Genomic DNA, 15615 nt, shown 5'->3' with positions numbered 1-15615 from the left:
AACCCAGAGCCGGCTTCGAAATTCAGGACTTTCAGCTTTTGTTTCTTATCGAAACCAGTACGCCAGCACTTATTAACTGTCAGGCACGGGGCCATCGTCCATGTCCGGCCAGCCCGATAACAGAAACCCTGTTACCGACCATGGACGGCAGCCATGCGGCAGGACACCGCATCGGTCAGGACTTCGAAAACCCTCGCCAGGCCAAGCCTGGCTTGATTGCAAGCCATTTTTCGGCCCTGACGTGCATACCCTGAATCATGTAAATAGAAAACCAATTTAGCTTCCAGATATACATAACGTAAAAAGATGTTATTTTTTACGCGGCGTTCTTGTTTGGATTGTTTTTATTAGTGAAACTATGAAAAAAATAAATCAATAGTTTTAGTATTTTTAAATCCACATTCCTCTGAATCAATGGGCGGAATCGGAATGCCATCCCGCTCGATGACCGTACTCAAGCGCAGGTGATCATCATGGATATGAGACGCCAATATTTCGGTACCGACGGAATTCGTGGGCGGGCTGGGTACTTCCCGATTACGCCGGACTTCGCCTTGCACCTGGCCCATGTGGTCGGACGGATGCTTCACCGCAGTGAAGAGCGCCCGACCGTGCTGATTGGCAAGGACACGCGCATCTCGGGCCATATGCTCGAAAGCGCGCTGGTGTCGGGCTTCAATTCCGCAGGAGTGAATGTGATGCTGGTGGGCACGCTGCCCACACCGGGCGTGGCCTACCTCACACGCGCCTTGCGGGCCAGTCTGGGGGTGGTGATCAGCGCCAGCCACAACACCTTCGAAGACAACGGCATCAAGTTCTTCAGCGCCAAAGGCACCAAGCTGCCCTATGTCTGGGAAGTGGCCGTCGAGCAGATGCTGCTCGACGAGCCGCACTGGGTCTCGGCGATCGCGCTCGGAAAAACGCAGGTCCTCGATGACGCCGCCGGCCGCTACATCGAGTTCTGCAAGAGCACCTGCGACCATGCGTTCACCTTGCGCGGACTGAAGATCGTGGTCGATGCAGGCCATGGCGCGGCCTATCAGATTGCGCCCATGGTCTTTCATGAACTCGGCGCCGAGGTGGTAGCCATCGGCTGCGCTCCCGATGGTCTGAATATCAACCAGGGCGCAGGAGCCGCTCACCCTGAACTACTGGCCACCACCGTCTCGGGTTGCGGTGCGGATTTCGGCATCGCTCTGGATGGCGATGCCGATCGCCTGCTGGTCGTGGATGCGGCCGGGCGGCTCTACAACGGGGACGAGTTGCTGTACCTGGTCGTCGCGGATCGCCTGGAGCATGACGAGAGTATTGCGGGCGCGGTCGGCACGCTGATGACGAATATGGCCGTGGAGCAGGCCTTCGGGCTGCTGGATGTGGATTTCATGCGTACCAAGGTCGGTGACCGCTACGTGCTCGAGGAGCTCAGCCGCCGGGGCTGGACCTTCGGCGGCGAGGGTTCTGGCCATCTGCTGATCCTTGACCGGCACAGCACGGGCGACGGTCTGGTCAACGCGCTGCAGATATTGCAGGCCTGCGTGCGCACCGGCCGCACGCTGTCGCAATGGCTGTTGCCGGTGCAGCTCTATCCCCAGGCATTGCTCAACGTGCACTTGCCGCCGGAGCGCGATTGGCGCAGCAATGCCTTGCTGGCACGGGTACAGGCGCAGGTCGAGGCGGAGCTGGGCTCCACCGGACGGGTTCTGGTGCGGCACAGCGGCACGGAGCCGATGCTGCATGTGATGGTGGAAGCACAGGATGGCGATCAGGCCAGCCGCTGCGCCGAACGGCTGGTCTCCGCAGCCAGGGATGGTTAGTCCGCCGACGCGACGGCTTCGCTCATGCCATAGAGAAAGCCGGATCCGGTCGCAGCCAGCACGAGGAGCTGGCTGACATACCCAAAGCAGCGCGTGAAAGATGATTTTTGAGCAGGTACGAATGGAAAACGTCTGTTACCGATTGACTCAAGGGAGAACGCCATGAATCAGGACTCCGGGACTCTTCGCGCACAGCCGGATATCGCACAGTTGCTCATCGTGTCCGGGACCAGGCCTGAAATCATCAAGCTGGCCCCCGTCTACCACGCCTTGAAGCAGTCGCCATGGGCCAGGCCCATCTGGCTGCACACCGGCCAGCATGGCGATATGGCCGCTCAGATGCTGGAGTGCTTTCATATCCAGCCCGACCATGTGCTGCAAAGACAAGGCAGTTCGCTGCTGGAGTTCGCCACCGGCTGCCGCACACAACTGGAATCCGTGCTGATGGAAACGGCCTGCGAGGCGGTGATCGTGCAGGGCGACACCGAGAGTGCTTTCCAGGGGGCATTGGCCGGCTTCTACCGCAAGGTGCCGGTCGTCCATGTCGAGGCCGGCCTGCGCACCTACAACCTGCACCGCCCTTTTCCCGAGGAAGGTCTGCGGCAGATGATAGGGCGCATTGCCAGCCTGCATCTGGCCCCCACGCTGAGAGCCCAGCAGGCGCTGGAGCGCGAAAACGTGGCCACGGAAAATATCGAGCTGACGGGCAACACCGTCGTCGATGCCCAGCTATGGGCCAGCCAGCATCACCACATCCAGCGCCGCATGCAGGGCCGAGGCCATATCCTGGTCACCATGCACCGGCGCGAGAACTGGGGCCCCGATGTGGACCATGTGTGCGAAGCCATTGCCGATATCGCGCGCGAGTTTCCCCAGGTGCCGGTGCTGTTCCCGGTCCACCTCAATCCGGTGGTCAAGGAGCCCGTCCATCGGCTGCTGGGCGGACTGCCCAATATCAAGCTGACGGAGCCTCTGGACTATCTGGCCATGCAGCAGGCCCTGGCCGATGCCTGGCTGGTGCTGACCGATTCGGGCGGGCTGCAGGAGGAAGCACCCACCTTCAAGGTGCCGGTGCTGGTGTTGCGCGACGAAACCGAGCGCCCCGAAGTTCTGGAAGCTGGCTGCGCCGCCCTGGTGGGCGCAGACAGGAGCAAGATCGTGCAGTCCGTGCGCCAGCTGATGCATGACGATGCCGCGTATCGCCACATGCAGGCCAGCTCCAACCCGTTCGGCGACGGGACTGCAGCGCAGCGCACCGAAAAAAGACTGCAGCAGATGCTTAGGCCCGAGCATGCAGGTCTGGCACAGCAAGCCAGGGAAAGGACGCCCCATGTCCTGGCTTGACCTGTTCACCGCCTACCTCTATGTGCTCAAGAGCATCGCCATCGTCATCGCCGTGGTGATTTTCATCAGCGGCCTGGACGACCTGTTCATCGACCTCATGTACTGGGTGCGACGCGCCTGGCGTGCAGTGACCGTGTACTCGCGCCATGAGCAGATGAATTACAAGGCCTTGCTGGGCGTGGACGAGAAGCCGCTGGCCATCATGGTGCCCGCCTGGCAGGAGCATGGCGTGATCGGCAAGATGGCGCAGCTGGCAGCCACCACGCTGGACTACGAGAACTACCACATCTTCATCGGCACCTACCCCAACGATCCCCAGACCCATGCCGATGTGGAGCAGGTCAGAGCCCATTTCCCGAATGTGCACAGCGTGGTCTGCGCCCGCCCCGGGCCGACCAGCAAGGCCGACTGCCTCAACAATGTGCTTGATGCCATCTTCCAGTTCGAGCAGCGCTCGGGCATCGAGTTTGCGGGCTTCATCCTGCATGACTCGGAAGACGTGCTGTCCAAGCTGGAGCTGAGGCTGTTCAATTTCCTCGTGGATCGCAAGGATCTGATCCAGCTGCCGGTCTACCCCCTGGAGCGACCGCTGCGCGAATTCACCGGCGGGCATTACCTGGACGAGTTTGCCGAGCTGCATGCCAAGGACATCGTGGTACGCGAGGCCATGGTGGGCCAGGTGCCCAGCGCCGGCGTCGGCACCTGCTTCAGCCGCCGCGCCATCACGGCGCTGCTGGAGCTCGGCGACGGCGTGGCCTTCGACACCCAGAGCCTGACCGAGGACTACGACATCGGCTTCCGGCTCAAGCAGCTGGGCATGCGCGAGATCTTCGTGCGCTTTCCCGTGCACGATGCGGACCAGCCGGCCGATCCCGACCAGCCACGCCGACCCGGGCGCAGCGCGCGCGAAGCCAGCGTCATCTGCGTGCGGGAATTCTTCCCCGATACGCTGAATGCGGCGGTGCGACAGAAGTCCCGCTGGATCACCGGCATCGTGATCCAGGGCTTCAAGACCCTGCGCTGGACCAATAGCGGCGTGCTGAACTATTTTCTCTGGCGTGACCGCAAGGGAGCTCTGACCAATTTCGCCAGCTTCCTGGCCATGCTGCTGGCGATGCAGCTGATTGCCATCTGGCTCTACCAGCGCCTGGTACCGGACAGCTACCGGTTTCTCTCCATCTTCCAGGGTGACTGGTGGCTGTACGCGCTGCTGGCCGCGAACTTCGTGCTGATGCTCAACCGCATTGCCCAGCGCATGTTCTTCGTCACCAGCTACTACGGCATCGTCCAGGGACTGATGTCGCTTCCGCGCCTGCTGTGGGGCAATCTGGTGAACTTTCTGGCCAACTGGCGGGCCATCGCCCAGGCGCTGCAGGCCAAGGATATCCGGCGCATGGCCTGGGCCAAGACCGACCATGACTTTCCCATGCTGGGAGAGGGACCCCGACTGCGCCAGCCCCTGGGGCAGATACTGATCGCGCAAGGCGCCTTGACCGAGAGCCAGTTGCAGGAGGCCCTGGTGCGCCCCACTCCGGGCCTGCGTCTGGGCAGTGCGCTGGTGCACAAGGACCTGATCAGCACCGCACAGCTGGCCGCTGCAGTGGCCCAGCAGGCCGGCGTTTCCTGGGAGTTCCTGGGAGAGCGCCTGATCCCCGACGAGGTCGCGGCGCTGCTGCCGGCACATCTGGCACTGCATTACAGCGTGGTGCCGCTGCGCGAGGAGGGAAAGACGCTGGTCCTGGCCAGCGAGTCGGTCATAGACCCGGTCTCGCACGCGGCCCTGGAGCGCAAGCTCGAGAGGCCTGTGCGCTACCTCATTGCCCCCAAGGGAGAGGTCACGGTCGAGCTGCGGCGTCTGTATGCAAGACAGCATGGGGAGCCGGCTCGCGAACTGCTTGCCTGGGCCGTGGAACGCAAGCGCGTATCCGCCGAGCAGGCGAAAGAGCTGTGGAAATTCTATGTGTCGCGACAGCTGATGCTGGGCGAAGTGCTGCAAGCCCTGGGCCGCATCGACACGGCCGTGCTGAATGCCTTGCTGCTCAGGCATGAGCAAAGCGATGACAGCCTGGGCCTGTTCCTGGTGAACCAGGGGGCGTTGACGCAGGCCACGCTGGATGAAGCTCTGCGCCTGCAACAACAGTTGCAGGTCACCATGGCGCAGCTTCTGCGCCGCCTTGATGCCGCCCCGATCGTTTCCGTTGCTGCCTAGGTGCCAATATATGAAGCTTTCTCGCCCCATTCTGGTTCTTTCCCTTGCATGTGCCACCCCTTACGATGGAGTGGCGCAGGTGGTGGATCTGGGTCCGGATATCAGCCCCAGACAGCGCTTTCAGGTCTATCCCCGGATCGACAAGGCGTATGAGGCCATGGCGCGCGGCGATGGCCAGCGCGCCATCTCCGAGCTGCAGCAGGCTCAGCGCCTGGCACCGGAGAACACCGAGATCGCCCTGCAGCTGGCTGCAGCCCATCGCCGCTTTGGCCAACCCGCGCAGGCCGAAGCCGTATTGAAGGCCCAGCTTCAGCGTCACCCCGGCGATGCGCGTCTGGCCCAGGCCCTGCGCGATATGCATCAGGGCGCCGTACCGGCCAGACAGCCCGAACCTCAAGCCGTACCAGCCCCCTTGGCCCAGGAAGTGCCCAAGGCGCCCAGCGCTGCAGCGCCTGCCGCAGCCACGACAGCGCAGCCTGCGAAGGCTGCAGCACCGGCTGTGGACGCCCCGCAGCGCCCGCGCAAGAACCCGGCGCCACCGGCCATGCCCCCGGGCTACGCCAAGGCCAGCCAGGCCTATGCCGCCACCGAGCGACGCGATTTCGCCGCGGCCTTGCCTCTGGCCAGGCAAGCCGTAGCGGCGGCCCCGGCGCGTCTGGACTACCAGCGCCTGCTGGTCTATCTGCTGGTGGAGAACGGACGCTTCGACGAGGCCGAGGCCCGTGCAGCAAGACTGGACAATGTGAAACAGCTGCAGTCGGACGCCGATTGGCAGATGCTGCGTACCTCCATACGTCAGCGCCAGGCCCTGCGCCCCTTCGAGCAAGCCTTGCAGGCCCGCGAGCAAGGCGACATGGCCAAGGCCCTGCGCCATGCCGAGTCCAGCGTGCGTCTGGCACCGCAGGCGCTGGCACCGCGCCTGCAATGGCTGGGCCTGCTGCTTCAGGATGGGCAGGCCGCCCAGGCACAGCGCGTGGCGGAACAAGGGCTGGCGCTGCAGCATGATCCGGCACTGCAGGTACTGCAGGGCGTGGCCCTGCATGTCCAAGGTCGCGGCATGGCCTCCGAACAGGCCTTCGACGCAGCGCTTGCCGCCCCCCACCTGTCGCGGTCGGAGCGGCAGAACTACGGCGTGATAGCCCTGGATGCAGCACTGGCCGCCGGCCAGACAGAACGAGCCCAGCGGCTGCTGCAAGCGCTGGAGACGGGCAGCAATGCCGATGTCGGCAGCCGCCGCGAGCAGCTCAAGGCCCTGCGCTCCTCAACCCTCTCACGCGGCTATGAGCTGCCCTTGCCCCTGGTCAACTGCTTCAGCGCCGGCGATGTGCCCGGCTGCGAAATCTGGCCCGGACAGGAAGTACCGAACCCTGCCTACAAGGTCGCACAGGAGGCCTATCAGGCCTATGGCGATGGGCAATATGCGCTGGCGGCAGACAAGGCCGCTGCCGCCATAGAGCTCAACCCCAGGCATCTGCCCTATCGCCAGCTGCGCCTGCAGGCCCTGCTGGCTGCAGGCCAGAAGGCGCAGGCGCTTGAAGAAGCCGATCAAACCCTGCAGCTGCAACCCGATGCCGTCGAAGTGCTGGCCCTGCGCAGCCGTCTGCGTCGCGAGCAGGGCATGACCGAGGCGGCCAATGCCGATGCACAGACAGCCTTGCAAATGGGCGGCCTGTCTCTGTCCAGCGAGGTGGATCTGCTGCTGCAACTGGGACGGCGCGAGGAGGCGGCAGCACGTTTTGCCCAGGCCACCTCGGAGCCCGAGCTGCAGCAGAGCGCCGATCCCGATCTGGCCTATATGGCCATCCGCGTGGGCGATGATCGCCGTGCCCTGTCCATCTTCAACCGCGCACGGGAGCAGAGCCGCCTGCCGGACACGGCGCTGCGCGATGGCGCCTACGCCGCCAGCAGGCTGGCCGAGAACGAGCAGTCCATAGGCTACTTCAAACAGGCGATCAGCGCGGTCCATGAAGGCAGGCTGGACATGACGCCGCAGCAGCAATATGAAACGCGGCGCGAAATCTCCGACCGGGACCGCTCCTGGGGTGTCAACACCTTGCTGGGCTATCGGGGCATTTCCCTGGGCGCAGCCGGTGCCCAGCCTGGCTTGTATGGCGACGTGGCACAGCTCGTCAGCGAGGTGTACTGGCGCCCGCAGAAGTTCGGCGACGGCCGCTTCTGGGAGCTGTATGGCGGCGCAGCGCAAACCGTCTACAGCCGCCACGATGTACCCACCGGCGGCGAAACCACCCAGGGCGCCCTCGGCATTCGTGCCAAACCGCTGAGCGATCACAACCTCATCCTCGCGGTCGAACGGCGCGTGCGCATCGGCTCGCTGTCCAGCAACGACTGGTTGCTGCGCATGGGGTATTCGGGCGGCATGGGAACCGACCTGCGCGTCGATGTGCCCAGCTGGAACACCGTCAATGTGTACACCGAAGTGGGCCGTTTTATTCATCGCAAGCAAAACTACGCGACGTTCGAAGCCCAAGCAGGGCGCAGTTTCCGTATGGGGGGGAGCGACTCGAGACTGGTGCTGTTTCCGCACGCAGTCCTGGGCGCTGATTACAACTCTGAACGCACAGCCTCGGGCAAGCAAAGCTCAGTAGGCGCTGGCGTTGGTGTGAACATGCGTTTCTGGTTCCGCGAGGACCGTGACCATGCTCCTCGCTCCTACCTCGACCTCTCCTTGCAGTATCGCGCCCGGCTTGCCGGGGACGAACGAGGGAAAGGCGTGTTTCTACGTGCTGCCTTGGTCTTTTGAGACGGCACGCCTGCAAGGCCGGAACCCATCGCCATTTCTAGAGTTTGTGGAGATGGTGTTCTTTGACACTTTTTCTTTCTGCCCCCAGAAAGGAGACTCTCATGCACTCCCTCGATCAAAGGCAGGCCATGCGCGCGCTGCTCGCGCTGGCGCTGCTGAGCTGGGCCAACTGGTCCCAGGCCTCCAACGTCATGCCGCCCCCCCCTGCCACCTGGAAGCACCCAGATCCGCATGGATGTCGGCGCATCTCCCGAAGAGCGCAAGCGCAACGAACGTGCGCACCACCACAAAGGACATTTCAAGAAGGATTTCACACGGGATGACACGCTGGATGCGCTGCCGGTCAAACCCGGCAACCCATCCCCCGGCAGTCCACCGAAGGACAAGCCCAATCCGGGCGGACCCTTCCGTGGCCAGCAGCGATAGACCCCATCGTGTAAAGATCTCAGGAGAGTCTCATGAAAACCCTAGGACGCATTCTCGGGGCATGGCTGCTCGCCATGCTCTTTGCGAGCCCTGGCGCTTTTGCGCAAACAGGCCCGCGCACCCTGATCCTCTATGACGCGCCGCCCAATACGGCCTACACCAAGCTCGGATTCGGCTACGCCATCATGCTGCGCAATCTGCTCGGACATTTCGACAGCAAGGTCGATATGGTCCCGGTGCAGAACTACACGGCAGGCCAGCTCAGCGGCTACGACGCCACGTTCTACCTCGGCTCGTACTACGACAACCCGGTTCCCGCCGCCTTCATGGCCGATGCCGCCAGCTCGAGCAAGACCATCGTCTGGTTCAAGTACAACCTCTGGCAGTTTGCCTGGGACCCGAGCTACGGCTTCCAGTCCCGCTATGGCTTCAACCTGACGGCGCTGCGGGGCCTCAATGCCGCACCGACCTCCAGCAACACCACGCCGGGGTTCTTTGACACCATCACCTACAAGAGCCTGCCCTTTGTCAAATACTACGCATACGACAGCAGCACGGGCGCTGTGAATGCGGATCCCGATGTGGGGCTGACGGCCATCACCGATACCACCAAGGCGCAGAACCTGGTCTCCATGTCCAACCCCAAGACTGGCGAGCAGGCACCCTATATAGTGAAGTCGGGCAACTTCTGGTACGTGGCGGACCTGCCGTTCAGCTATATCGGGCCACGAGACCGCTATCTGGTGCTCACCGACATCCTGCACGACATGCTGGGAGTGAACCATGCCGAAAGCCACAAGGCCATGGTCCGGCTTGAAGACGTGAGCGCACTGGTCAGCGTGACGGCGATGAAATCGCTGACGGACTATCTCTACCAGCTGCGGATACCGTTTTCGATTGCGACCATTCCGTACTACAAGGATCCTCTGGGCGTCTACAACGCAGGAGTGCCGATGCAGGTGCCCCTGTCACTGGCGACCAATCTGAAGACCGCGCTCAACTATGCGCTGGCGCGCGGCGGCGAAATCGTGATGCATGGCTACACGCACCAGTACAGCAATGTGCGCAACCGCTATACGGCCGTGAGTGGCGATGACTACGAGTTCTGGGACATCGTCAACAACAAGCCGGTACCCGAAGACTCCACCGCCTGGGCATTGGGACGCTACCGGGCCGGCCTGCTGGAGCTGAATCTCAACGGCTACCGCCCGACAGCCTGGGAGACTCCGCACTACCATGGCTCGGCGCTGGCCTCCAAGGCCAGTACGCAGGTCTTTGCCAAGACCTATCAGCGCGTCGTGTACTTCACGGCTGACAAGCCCAATTTCAACGCATCGGTGGAAAAGGATTTTTCCTTGGGCCAGATCTTCCCCTACCCCATCAAGACCGACTACTACGGCCAGAAGGTGCTGCCTGAAAGCCTGGGAAACATCGAGTACGACATTAGCCAGATCGACCCGACTTCCTTCTACAACTACACATGGCAGGACATTCTCACCAATGCCCAGTATGTGAAGACGGTGCGTGACGGTTATGCCTCGTTCTTCTTCCACCCGTTCTGGCTGGAGCCGCAGGTTGGAACCCCTGGCCTGGCGGACTTCAAGAGCCTTGTCAGCGGCATCTCCAATCTGGGCTTCACCTGGACGGTTCCGAGCCAGCTGCCATGAAGGAAAAGCGCTTTCTCCGCAGGGAGAAAGCGCTCCACCCCATCGATATGACGATGCAACGATGCAGCAGACGCGAGGCCCTGGGCCTGGGCTGGGCACTGGCCTGCGGTCTGTCAGAGGCGAAGGCCAAGCCCGGCCTGCGCCTGCCCGGCATGGTCTGGCAGCCCAGTGCCGCCACGCTGCGCCCCCATGGCGCATGGCAGCGCCTGGGCATTCGACGCCTGCTGGTGCAATGGACGGCCGTGGACCATCTGAGCCTGGTGCCCGGCACCTATCTGCCCGCGATGAGCCGCAACCTGCCGGACTGGGAGCGCATCGCGGCCGAGCCCTGGGCGCAGGAACTGATTCTTGGCCTGGCCGGCATGCATGACGAGACCAGGGCGCGCGCCAGCCTCGCGGATCTGGCGATGCAGTCCTATGCCTTGAAGGCGGCCATCACAGCGCTGCCGCTGCGGGTTGCCGGCTGGTACTTTCCGGTCGAGATCGACCCGACCTGGGCAGCCCCCAGTCAGCTCACCGAGGTGCTCAACAAGCTGCCGCGTCCGCTGTGGATCAGCGCCTATGACAATGCCAATATGGGGCCTCAGGCGCTGGTGGACTGGATCATGCGCTGGATACCGGAAGACGTGGGAGTGTTCTTCCAGGACGGCGTCGGCGTGCATGCGCGCACGCCTTCCGTGGCACGCGAGTATCTGCAAATGCTGACGGCCCATCTGGGGCATGCGCGTGTGCGCGTGATTGCCGAAGCCTTCCGGCCTGCGCCGGGCGGCGGCTTTCGCAGCGCCATGGCAGAGGAGTTTCTGCCGCAGCTGGCGGCCTACCAGGGCTGGACGGTCTTCGCCTTCGACGGCCCGCATTACCTGAACCCGCCTCTGGTCGATGCCTTGGCGGATGCCCTGGGCAGCAAACCCCGATGAGCAGCCTTGCGCCCTGCTACTGCGGCTTGGGCTCATGGAGCCAGCGACAGGATTGAACAGGCTGCAAGCCCGCACGCCCACAGGTCTGCGCACACGGACCGATCCAGGCTCGGGCTGGTCTCACCCCTGCCCGTTCAGTGCTTCAAAAGCATTCGAAGGTCTGCGCCGCCTGCCAGCGCTGGTCGGCTGCAAGAACCACAGGCGTATCAATGGCCGCCGCCTCCACGCACAGCATCTGCTGCCAGCTGTCGGCTTCCATGTCCTTGAGCGTGGCGCAAAGTGCGGGTCCGGGATTCCAGACCACGGTTTCGCTCCAGGGCATATCCTGGGCAAGCTGCAGCCAGGGCTGGCCCGAGCTTTGCAGCTGCAGGGCTGCCGCCGCACGGGGATAGACGCGATCGGTCTCCGCACCGAAGCTGACACAGCCCTCCTGCGTGACATGGGTGTCCGGCTGAGCCGCAGCAGCATCCCAGTAGCTCAGCCCTTCAAGGCCGTGCAAGCTGGCCTGCTCGACCTGCGCCACGCGCAGATAGCCGTGCAAGGCTGCAGTGAAAGAAAGCTCCTGCCAGCCACGGTTATGCACGGCCAGCTCCACACGCAACATGCCGGGCCTGAGCTCAACCGTGAGCACGGCTTCAAAGGCATGCGGCCAGACAGCGCGCGTGGCTTCGCTGTCCGTCAGGCGCAGGGAGATCTGCGCACCATCCTCGCCCGAAGGCTGCGCAGCATCGGCCTGCCAGTGGCTGAGGCGCGCAAAGCCATGCTTGACCAGCGGGCCGCGTTGATTGAACTGGGGAAAGCAGACCGGAATGCCGCCACGAATGGCGCTCTTGCCGTCATGGGATGCGCGGGGACTGAGGAACAGGCGCTCCTGCCCCAGGCCGACCCAGGACAGCACCTGGGCACCCTGCAGGCAGATCAGCACCGAATCCCCCCGGCCCAGCTTCAGGGCAATCGCGGGGAGCCCTTTCCAGTCCAGAGTCTGGGCCTGAAACGCCAAATCACTCACCCGTGAGTTCGTCCGCACGCTCCTGGCCTGCGGCGAAGTCCAGATCGCCGGTATAGATGGCGCGGCCGCAGATCACACCTTCCACGCCTTCGTCCTGCACCTTGCACAGCGCTTCGATGTCGGCCATGCCGGCCAGACCACCCGAGGCGATGACCGGAATCTTCAGCGACTGGGCCAGCTTGACGGTGGCGTCGATATTGATGCCGCTGAGCATGCCGTCACGACCGATGTCGGTGTAGATGATGGATTCCACGCCCCAGTCCTCGAAGCGCTTGGCGGTCTCGATCACGTCCTGGCCGGTGAGCTTGCTCCAGCCATCGATGGCCACCTTGCCGTCCTTGGCGTCCAGGCCCACGATGATGTGGCCGGGAAAGGCACTGCAGGCATCCTGCAGGAAACCGGGGTTCTTCACGGCAGCGGTGCCGATGATCAGGTACTCGATGCCCAGATCGATATAGCGCTCGATGGTGTCCAGATCACGGATGCCGCCGCCCAGCTGCACGGGAATCTCGCCATCGACTTCCTTGAGGATACTCTTGATGGCAGACAGGTTCTTGGGCTGACCCGCAAAGGCGCCGTTCAGGTCCACCAGGTGCAAGCGACGGGCGCCGGCATCCAGCCATTTGGCGGCCATGGCTGCGGGGTCTTCACCGAAAGTGGTGGACTGGTCCATATCACCCTGAATCAGGCGAACGCAGTGGCCGTCCTTGAGGTCGATAGCGGGGATGAGCAACATGATGGTGATCTGCTAGCAAGTTTGGCCGTCAGAAATGGCCGGTTGAAAAAACTCGGGTTGACAATGAATAAGTCCTGCGATGCAGCGCGCACTGGATTGGGATGGGCTGCGAGACGCAAACCACAGCAGGGCTGATCGCCCGGCGAGGATTTGCAACGCTGCAGACCGCCCAAGCCAGGGATGCGATGCGCGCAAAGACTGGTTCAATGTTGACCTTTAGGGCTTCCAGCCCAGGAAGTTGCGGAACAGCGCCAGTCCCTGGTCCGAGCTTTTCTCGGGGTGGAACTGGGTTGCGAAAATATTATCGCGTGCGACGGCACATGCAAAGAGGCCGCCATAGTCGGTCTCGGCCGCGCAATGCGCGCTTTGTTGCACCAGCGCATAAAAGCTGTGCACAAAGTAGTAGAAGCTGCCGTCGGGAATTCCGGCCCACAGTGCATGGGGCTTGCCGCCCTGCTGCGTCTGCTGCACCTGGTTCCAGCCCATCTGCGGCACCTTGAAGCGGCTGCCGTCGGCTTGTGTCCTGCCTTCCAGGTCGAACTTGCGCACATTGCCGGGAATCAGCCCCAGGCCCGGCACATCGCCCTCATCGCTGTGGTCGAGCAGCATCTGCATGCCCACGCAGACGCCGAACAGCGGCTTGTTGACAGCAGCATCGAGCACGGCCTGCTGCAGGCCCGATTCGCGCAGCTCGCGCATGCAGTCGGGCATGGCGCCCTGACCTGGCAGGATCACGCGGTTGGCGGCATGGACCACCTCGGGATCGGCCGTAACGACCACTTCCCAGCCGGTATCGGCCGCAGCCGTGCGCACCGCCTGCGAGACCGAGCGCAGGTTGCCCATGCCGTAATCGACCACGGCCACGGTGTTGTTCTTCAAACTCATAGCAGCTACCGCTTATGGAGATTTGTTTTTACAGACAAAGAGCTTTGAAATTCACTGTGAACAGGCGCATGAAGCTCCTGATTACAGAGCACCCTTGGTCGAGGGAATCACGCCGGCCATGCGCTCATCATGCTCCAGCGCAAAGCGCATGGCGCGCGCAAAGGCCTTGAAGATGGTTTCGCACTGGTGGTGGGCATTGAAGCCCTTCAGGTTGTCAATGTGCAGCGTCACGCCGGCGTGGTTGACAAAGCCCTGGAAGAATTCGAAGACCAGTTGTGTATCGAGCTGACCGATGCTGCCGGCGGTGAACTTCACATCCATGTGCAGACCGGGACGGCCCGAGAAGTCGATGACGACGCGGCTCAGGGCTTCGTCCAGCGGCACATAGGCATGACCGTAGCGGCGAATGCCTTTCTTGTCGCCGATGGCCTTGGCGAAGGCCTGGCCCAGGGTGATGCCGATGTCTTCCACCGTGTGGTGGCCGTCGATGTGCAGATCACCCGCGCATTCGATGTCCATGTCGATCAGGCCGTGGCGCGCGATCTGGTCCAGCATGTGGTCGAGAAAGCCGATGCCGGAGTTCAGGCTGGCCTTGCCCGTGCCGTCGAGGTTGACGCGCACGGCGACGCGGGTCTCGGCCGTGTTGCGCTGCACTTCGGCAATGCGCGGCAGGTTCTGGGCGATGGAGGGGACGATATTGCTCATAGGCTTTCTTTCAGTGCCGCCAGCATCTGGGCGTTTTCTTCGCGGGTGCCCACGGTCAGGCGCAGGCAGTTGTGCAGCAAGGGGTGCATGGCCGATACGTTCTTGACCAGCACGCCGCGCTGCTTCATCTCGATCTGGGCCTTGCCGGCGTCGCGCACGCGCAGCAGCACCATATTGGCTTCGGAGGGCCAGACTTTTTCCACGCCGTCCAGCAGGGCCAGGGCATCGATCAGCGGCTGGCGTTCGGCGCGGATGGCAGCGGCCTGCTCGGCATACAGGGACTCGTGCTGCAACGCAAAAATCGCCGTCTCGCAGTTGAGCACGCTGATGTTGTAGGGCGGGCGCACCTTGTCGATCTCGTTGACGATGGCCGAAGGGCCGATCAGATAGCCCAGGCGCGCACCGGCCAGACCGAACTTGGACAGCGTGCGCATCAGCAGCACATGGGCATTGCGCGCAGGATCGGCCTTCATGCGGGTGATCCAGCTGCGGCTGGCGAAGGGCTGGTAGGCCTCATCCATCACGACCAGACCACCGATCTCGGCCACGGCATCGATCACGGACTGCACTTTGTCCTCGGCCCACAGCGTGGCCGTGGGATTGTTGGGATAGGCGATATAGGTGATGGCAGGCTGGTGCTCGGCGATGGCGGCCTTCATGGCCGGCACATCCAGATCGAAGTCGGACGTCAGATTCACGCCCACGAAATCCAGCCCCTGCAGCTTGGCAGACAGCGGATACATCACAAAACCCGGCATGGGAGCCAGCATCTTGGCTCGGGCATTGTTGCAAGGCTGGGCCGTGGCCAGCGCCAGCAGGGTGATGATCTCGTCCGAGCCATTGCCCAGCAGCACCGAGGTGCCGGCGGGGGCGCCTGCGTAGTCGGCCAGCATCTGCTTGAGCACTTCCTGGCGCTCGCCGGGATAGCGGTTGATTTCGAGCGCGCCCAGATGCTCGCCCAGCTTCTGCTGCAACTCGGGCGGCAGACGGTAGGGGTTCTCCATCGTGTCCATCTTGAGCAGGCCTTGCGCGGGCTGCACATGGTAGCCCTGCATGGCGCGCACATCGGCGCGGATGCGTTGCAGGGCTTTGGTCTGGATGTCTTGAGCAGTCATGGGTTCACTCCTTCACACGAGGCTTGC

The 15615-nt window shown here is 63.0% G+C and carries 13 protein-coding genes; 7 read left to right on the top strand and 6 right to left on the bottom strand.

Features of this window, described 5'->3' with window-relative positions; translation table 11 throughout:
- Positions 1-479 precede the first annotated feature (479 nt).
- Entirely contained in the window at positions 480-1814 is a 1335-nt protein-coding gene (gene glmM / locus O987_RS03895) for a phosphoglucosamine mutase (RefSeq protein WP_029158510.1), read from the top strand.
- Here glmM and O987_RS29025 read toward each other — a convergent pair.
- Positions 1811-1978 carry a hypothetical protein gene (locus tag O987_RS29025; RefSeq protein ID WP_155496307.1) on the bottom strand — a complete coding sequence of 56 codons (168 nt, stop codon included), beginning with the start codon at positions 1976-1978 and terminating at the stop codon, positions 1811-1813. The two genes, glmM and O987_RS29025, sit on opposite strands and share 4 nt — an antisense overlap.
- Here O987_RS29025 and wecB point away from each other — a divergent pair.
- From wecB to O987_RS03865, 6 genes are all read left to right on the top strand, one after another.
- Positions 1977-3158, top strand: coding sequence for a non-hydrolyzing UDP-N-acetylglucosamine 2-epimerase (gene wecB / locus O987_RS03890; protein ID WP_043370909.1), 1182 nt, complete (start codon positions 1977-1979; stop codon positions 3156-3158). The two genes, O987_RS29025 and wecB, sit on opposite strands and share 2 nt — an antisense overlap.
- A complete protein-coding gene (gene nrfB, locus O987_RS03885; RefSeq protein ID WP_043370908.1) occupies positions 3145-5367 on the top strand; it encodes a cyclic di-3',5'-guanylate-activated glycosyltransferase NrfB in 2223 nt (740 codons plus the stop codon). The genes wecB and nrfB overlap by 14 nt, the downstream gene beginning before the upstream one ends.
- A 10-nt stretch (positions 5368-5377) precedes the next feature.
- Positions 5378-8128: an NfrA family protein gene (locus O987_RS03880; protein ID WP_043370906.1), complete on the top strand. Its 2751-nt coding sequence runs from the start codon at positions 5378-5380 to the stop codon at positions 8126-8128.
- A 231-nt stretch (positions 8129-8359) separates the two neighbouring features.
- Positions 8360-8554: a hypothetical protein gene (locus O987_RS29335; protein WP_235214242.1), complete on the top strand. Its 195-nt coding sequence runs from the start codon at positions 8360-8362 to the stop codon at positions 8552-8554.
- Positions 8555-8586: 32 nt separating this feature from the next.
- On the top strand, positions 8587-10221 hold the full coding sequence (locus O987_RS03870; protein ID WP_043370905.1) for a DUF2334 domain-containing protein: 1635 nt from the start codon (positions 8587-8589) through the stop codon (positions 10219-10221).
- Between the two features lie 47 nt (positions 10222-10268).
- Positions 10269-11138, top strand: coding sequence for a hypothetical protein (locus O987_RS03865; RefSeq protein ID WP_172671621.1), 870 nt, complete (start codon positions 10269-10271; stop codon positions 11136-11138).
- A gap of 142 nt (positions 11139-11280) precedes the next feature.
- Here the strand turns inward: O987_RS03865 and O987_RS03860 are convergent, their stop codons facing one another.
- The 5 genes from O987_RS03860 to hisC all read right to left on the bottom strand — a co-directional run bounded on the left by O987_RS03860 (position 11281) and on the right by hisC (position 15588).
- Positions 11281-12147, bottom strand: a complete 867-nt coding sequence (locus tag O987_RS03860; protein WP_043370903.1) for a D-hexose-6-phosphate mutarotase — start codon at positions 12145-12147, stop codon at positions 11281-11283.
- Positions 12140-12883, bottom strand: coding sequence for a 1-(5-phosphoribosyl)-5-[(5-phosphoribosylamino)methylideneamino]imidazole-4-carboxamide isomerase (gene hisA, locus O987_RS03855; RefSeq protein WP_003058631.1), 744 nt, complete (start codon positions 12881-12883; stop codon positions 12140-12142). Before hisA ends, O987_RS03860 begins: the two co-directional genes overlap by 8 nt.
- A gap of 216 nt (positions 12884-13099) precedes the next feature.
- A complete protein-coding gene (gene hisH, locus O987_RS03850; RefSeq protein WP_043370902.1) occupies positions 13100-13768 on the bottom strand; it encodes an imidazole glycerol phosphate synthase subunit HisH in 669 nt (222 codons plus the stop codon).
- Positions 13769-13849: 81 nt separating this feature from the next.
- Positions 13850-14473, bottom strand: coding sequence for an imidazoleglycerol-phosphate dehydratase HisB (gene hisB, locus O987_RS03845; protein WP_003058637.1), 624 nt, complete (start codon positions 14471-14473; stop codon positions 13850-13852).
- On the bottom strand, positions 14470-15588 hold the full coding sequence (gene hisC / locus O987_RS03840) for a histidinol-phosphate transaminase (RefSeq protein ID WP_043370900.1): 1119 nt from the start codon (positions 15586-15588) through the stop codon (positions 14470-14472). Before hisC ends, hisB begins: the two co-directional genes overlap by 4 nt.
- Positions 15589-15615: the final 27 nt, after the last annotated feature.

The sequence above is a fragment of the Comamonas testosteroni TK102 genome, assembly GCF_000739375.1.
Taxonomy (GTDB): Bacteria; Pseudomonadota; Gammaproteobacteria; order Burkholderiales; family Burkholderiaceae_C; genus Comamonas; species Comamonas brasiliensis.
Note: the sequence above shows the minus strand (reverse complement) of the source record. Positions and strands in the feature narration are given on the sequence as shown.

What these genes read in the sequence shown, in the direction of transcription:
- glmM (WP_029158510.1), top strand. Translation starts at nt 480, where the DNA reads ATGAGACGCCAATATTTCGGTACCGACGGAATTCGTGGGCGGGCTGGG.
- wecB (WP_043370909.1), top strand. Translation starts at nt 1,977, where the DNA reads ATGAATCAGGACTCCGGGACTCTTCGCGCACAGCCGGATATCGCACAG.
- O987_RS29025 (WP_155496307.1), bottom strand. Translation starts at nt 1,978, where the DNA reads ATGGCGTTCTCCCTTGAGTCAATCGGTAACAGACGTTTTCCATTCGTA.
- nrfB (WP_043370908.1), top strand. Translation starts at nt 3,145, where the DNA reads ATGTCCTGGCTTGACCTGTTCACCGCCTACCTCTATGTGCTCAAGAGC.
- O987_RS03880 (WP_043370906.1), top strand. Translation starts at nt 5,378, where the DNA reads ATGAAGCTTTCTCGCCCCATTCTGGTTCTTTCCCTTGCATGTGCCACC.
- O987_RS29335 (WP_235214242.1), top strand. Translation starts at nt 8,360, where the DNA reads ATGGATGTCGGCGCATCTCCCGAAGAGCGCAAGCGCAACGAACGTGCG.
- O987_RS03870 (WP_043370905.1), top strand. Translation starts at nt 8,587, where the DNA reads ATGAAAACCCTAGGACGCATTCTCGGGGCATGGCTGCTCGCCATGCTC.
- O987_RS03865 (WP_172671621.1), top strand. Translation starts at nt 10,269, where the DNA reads ATGACGATGCAACGATGCAGCAGACGCGAGGCCCTGGGCCTGGGCTGG.
- hisA (WP_003058631.1), bottom strand. Translation starts at nt 12,883, where the DNA reads ATGTTGCTCATCCCCGCTATCGACCTCAAGGACGGCCACTGCGTTCGC.
- hisH (WP_043370902.1), bottom strand. Translation starts at nt 13,768, where the DNA reads ATGAGTTTGAAGAACAACACCGTGGCCGTGGTCGATTACGGCATGGGC.
- hisB (WP_003058637.1), bottom strand. Translation starts at nt 14,473, where the DNA reads ATGAGCAATATCGTCCCCTCCATCGCCCAGAACCTGCCGCGCATTGCC.
- hisC (WP_043370900.1), bottom strand. Translation starts at nt 15,588, where the DNA reads ATGACTGCTCAAGACATCCAGACCAAAGCCCTGCAACGCATCCGCGCC.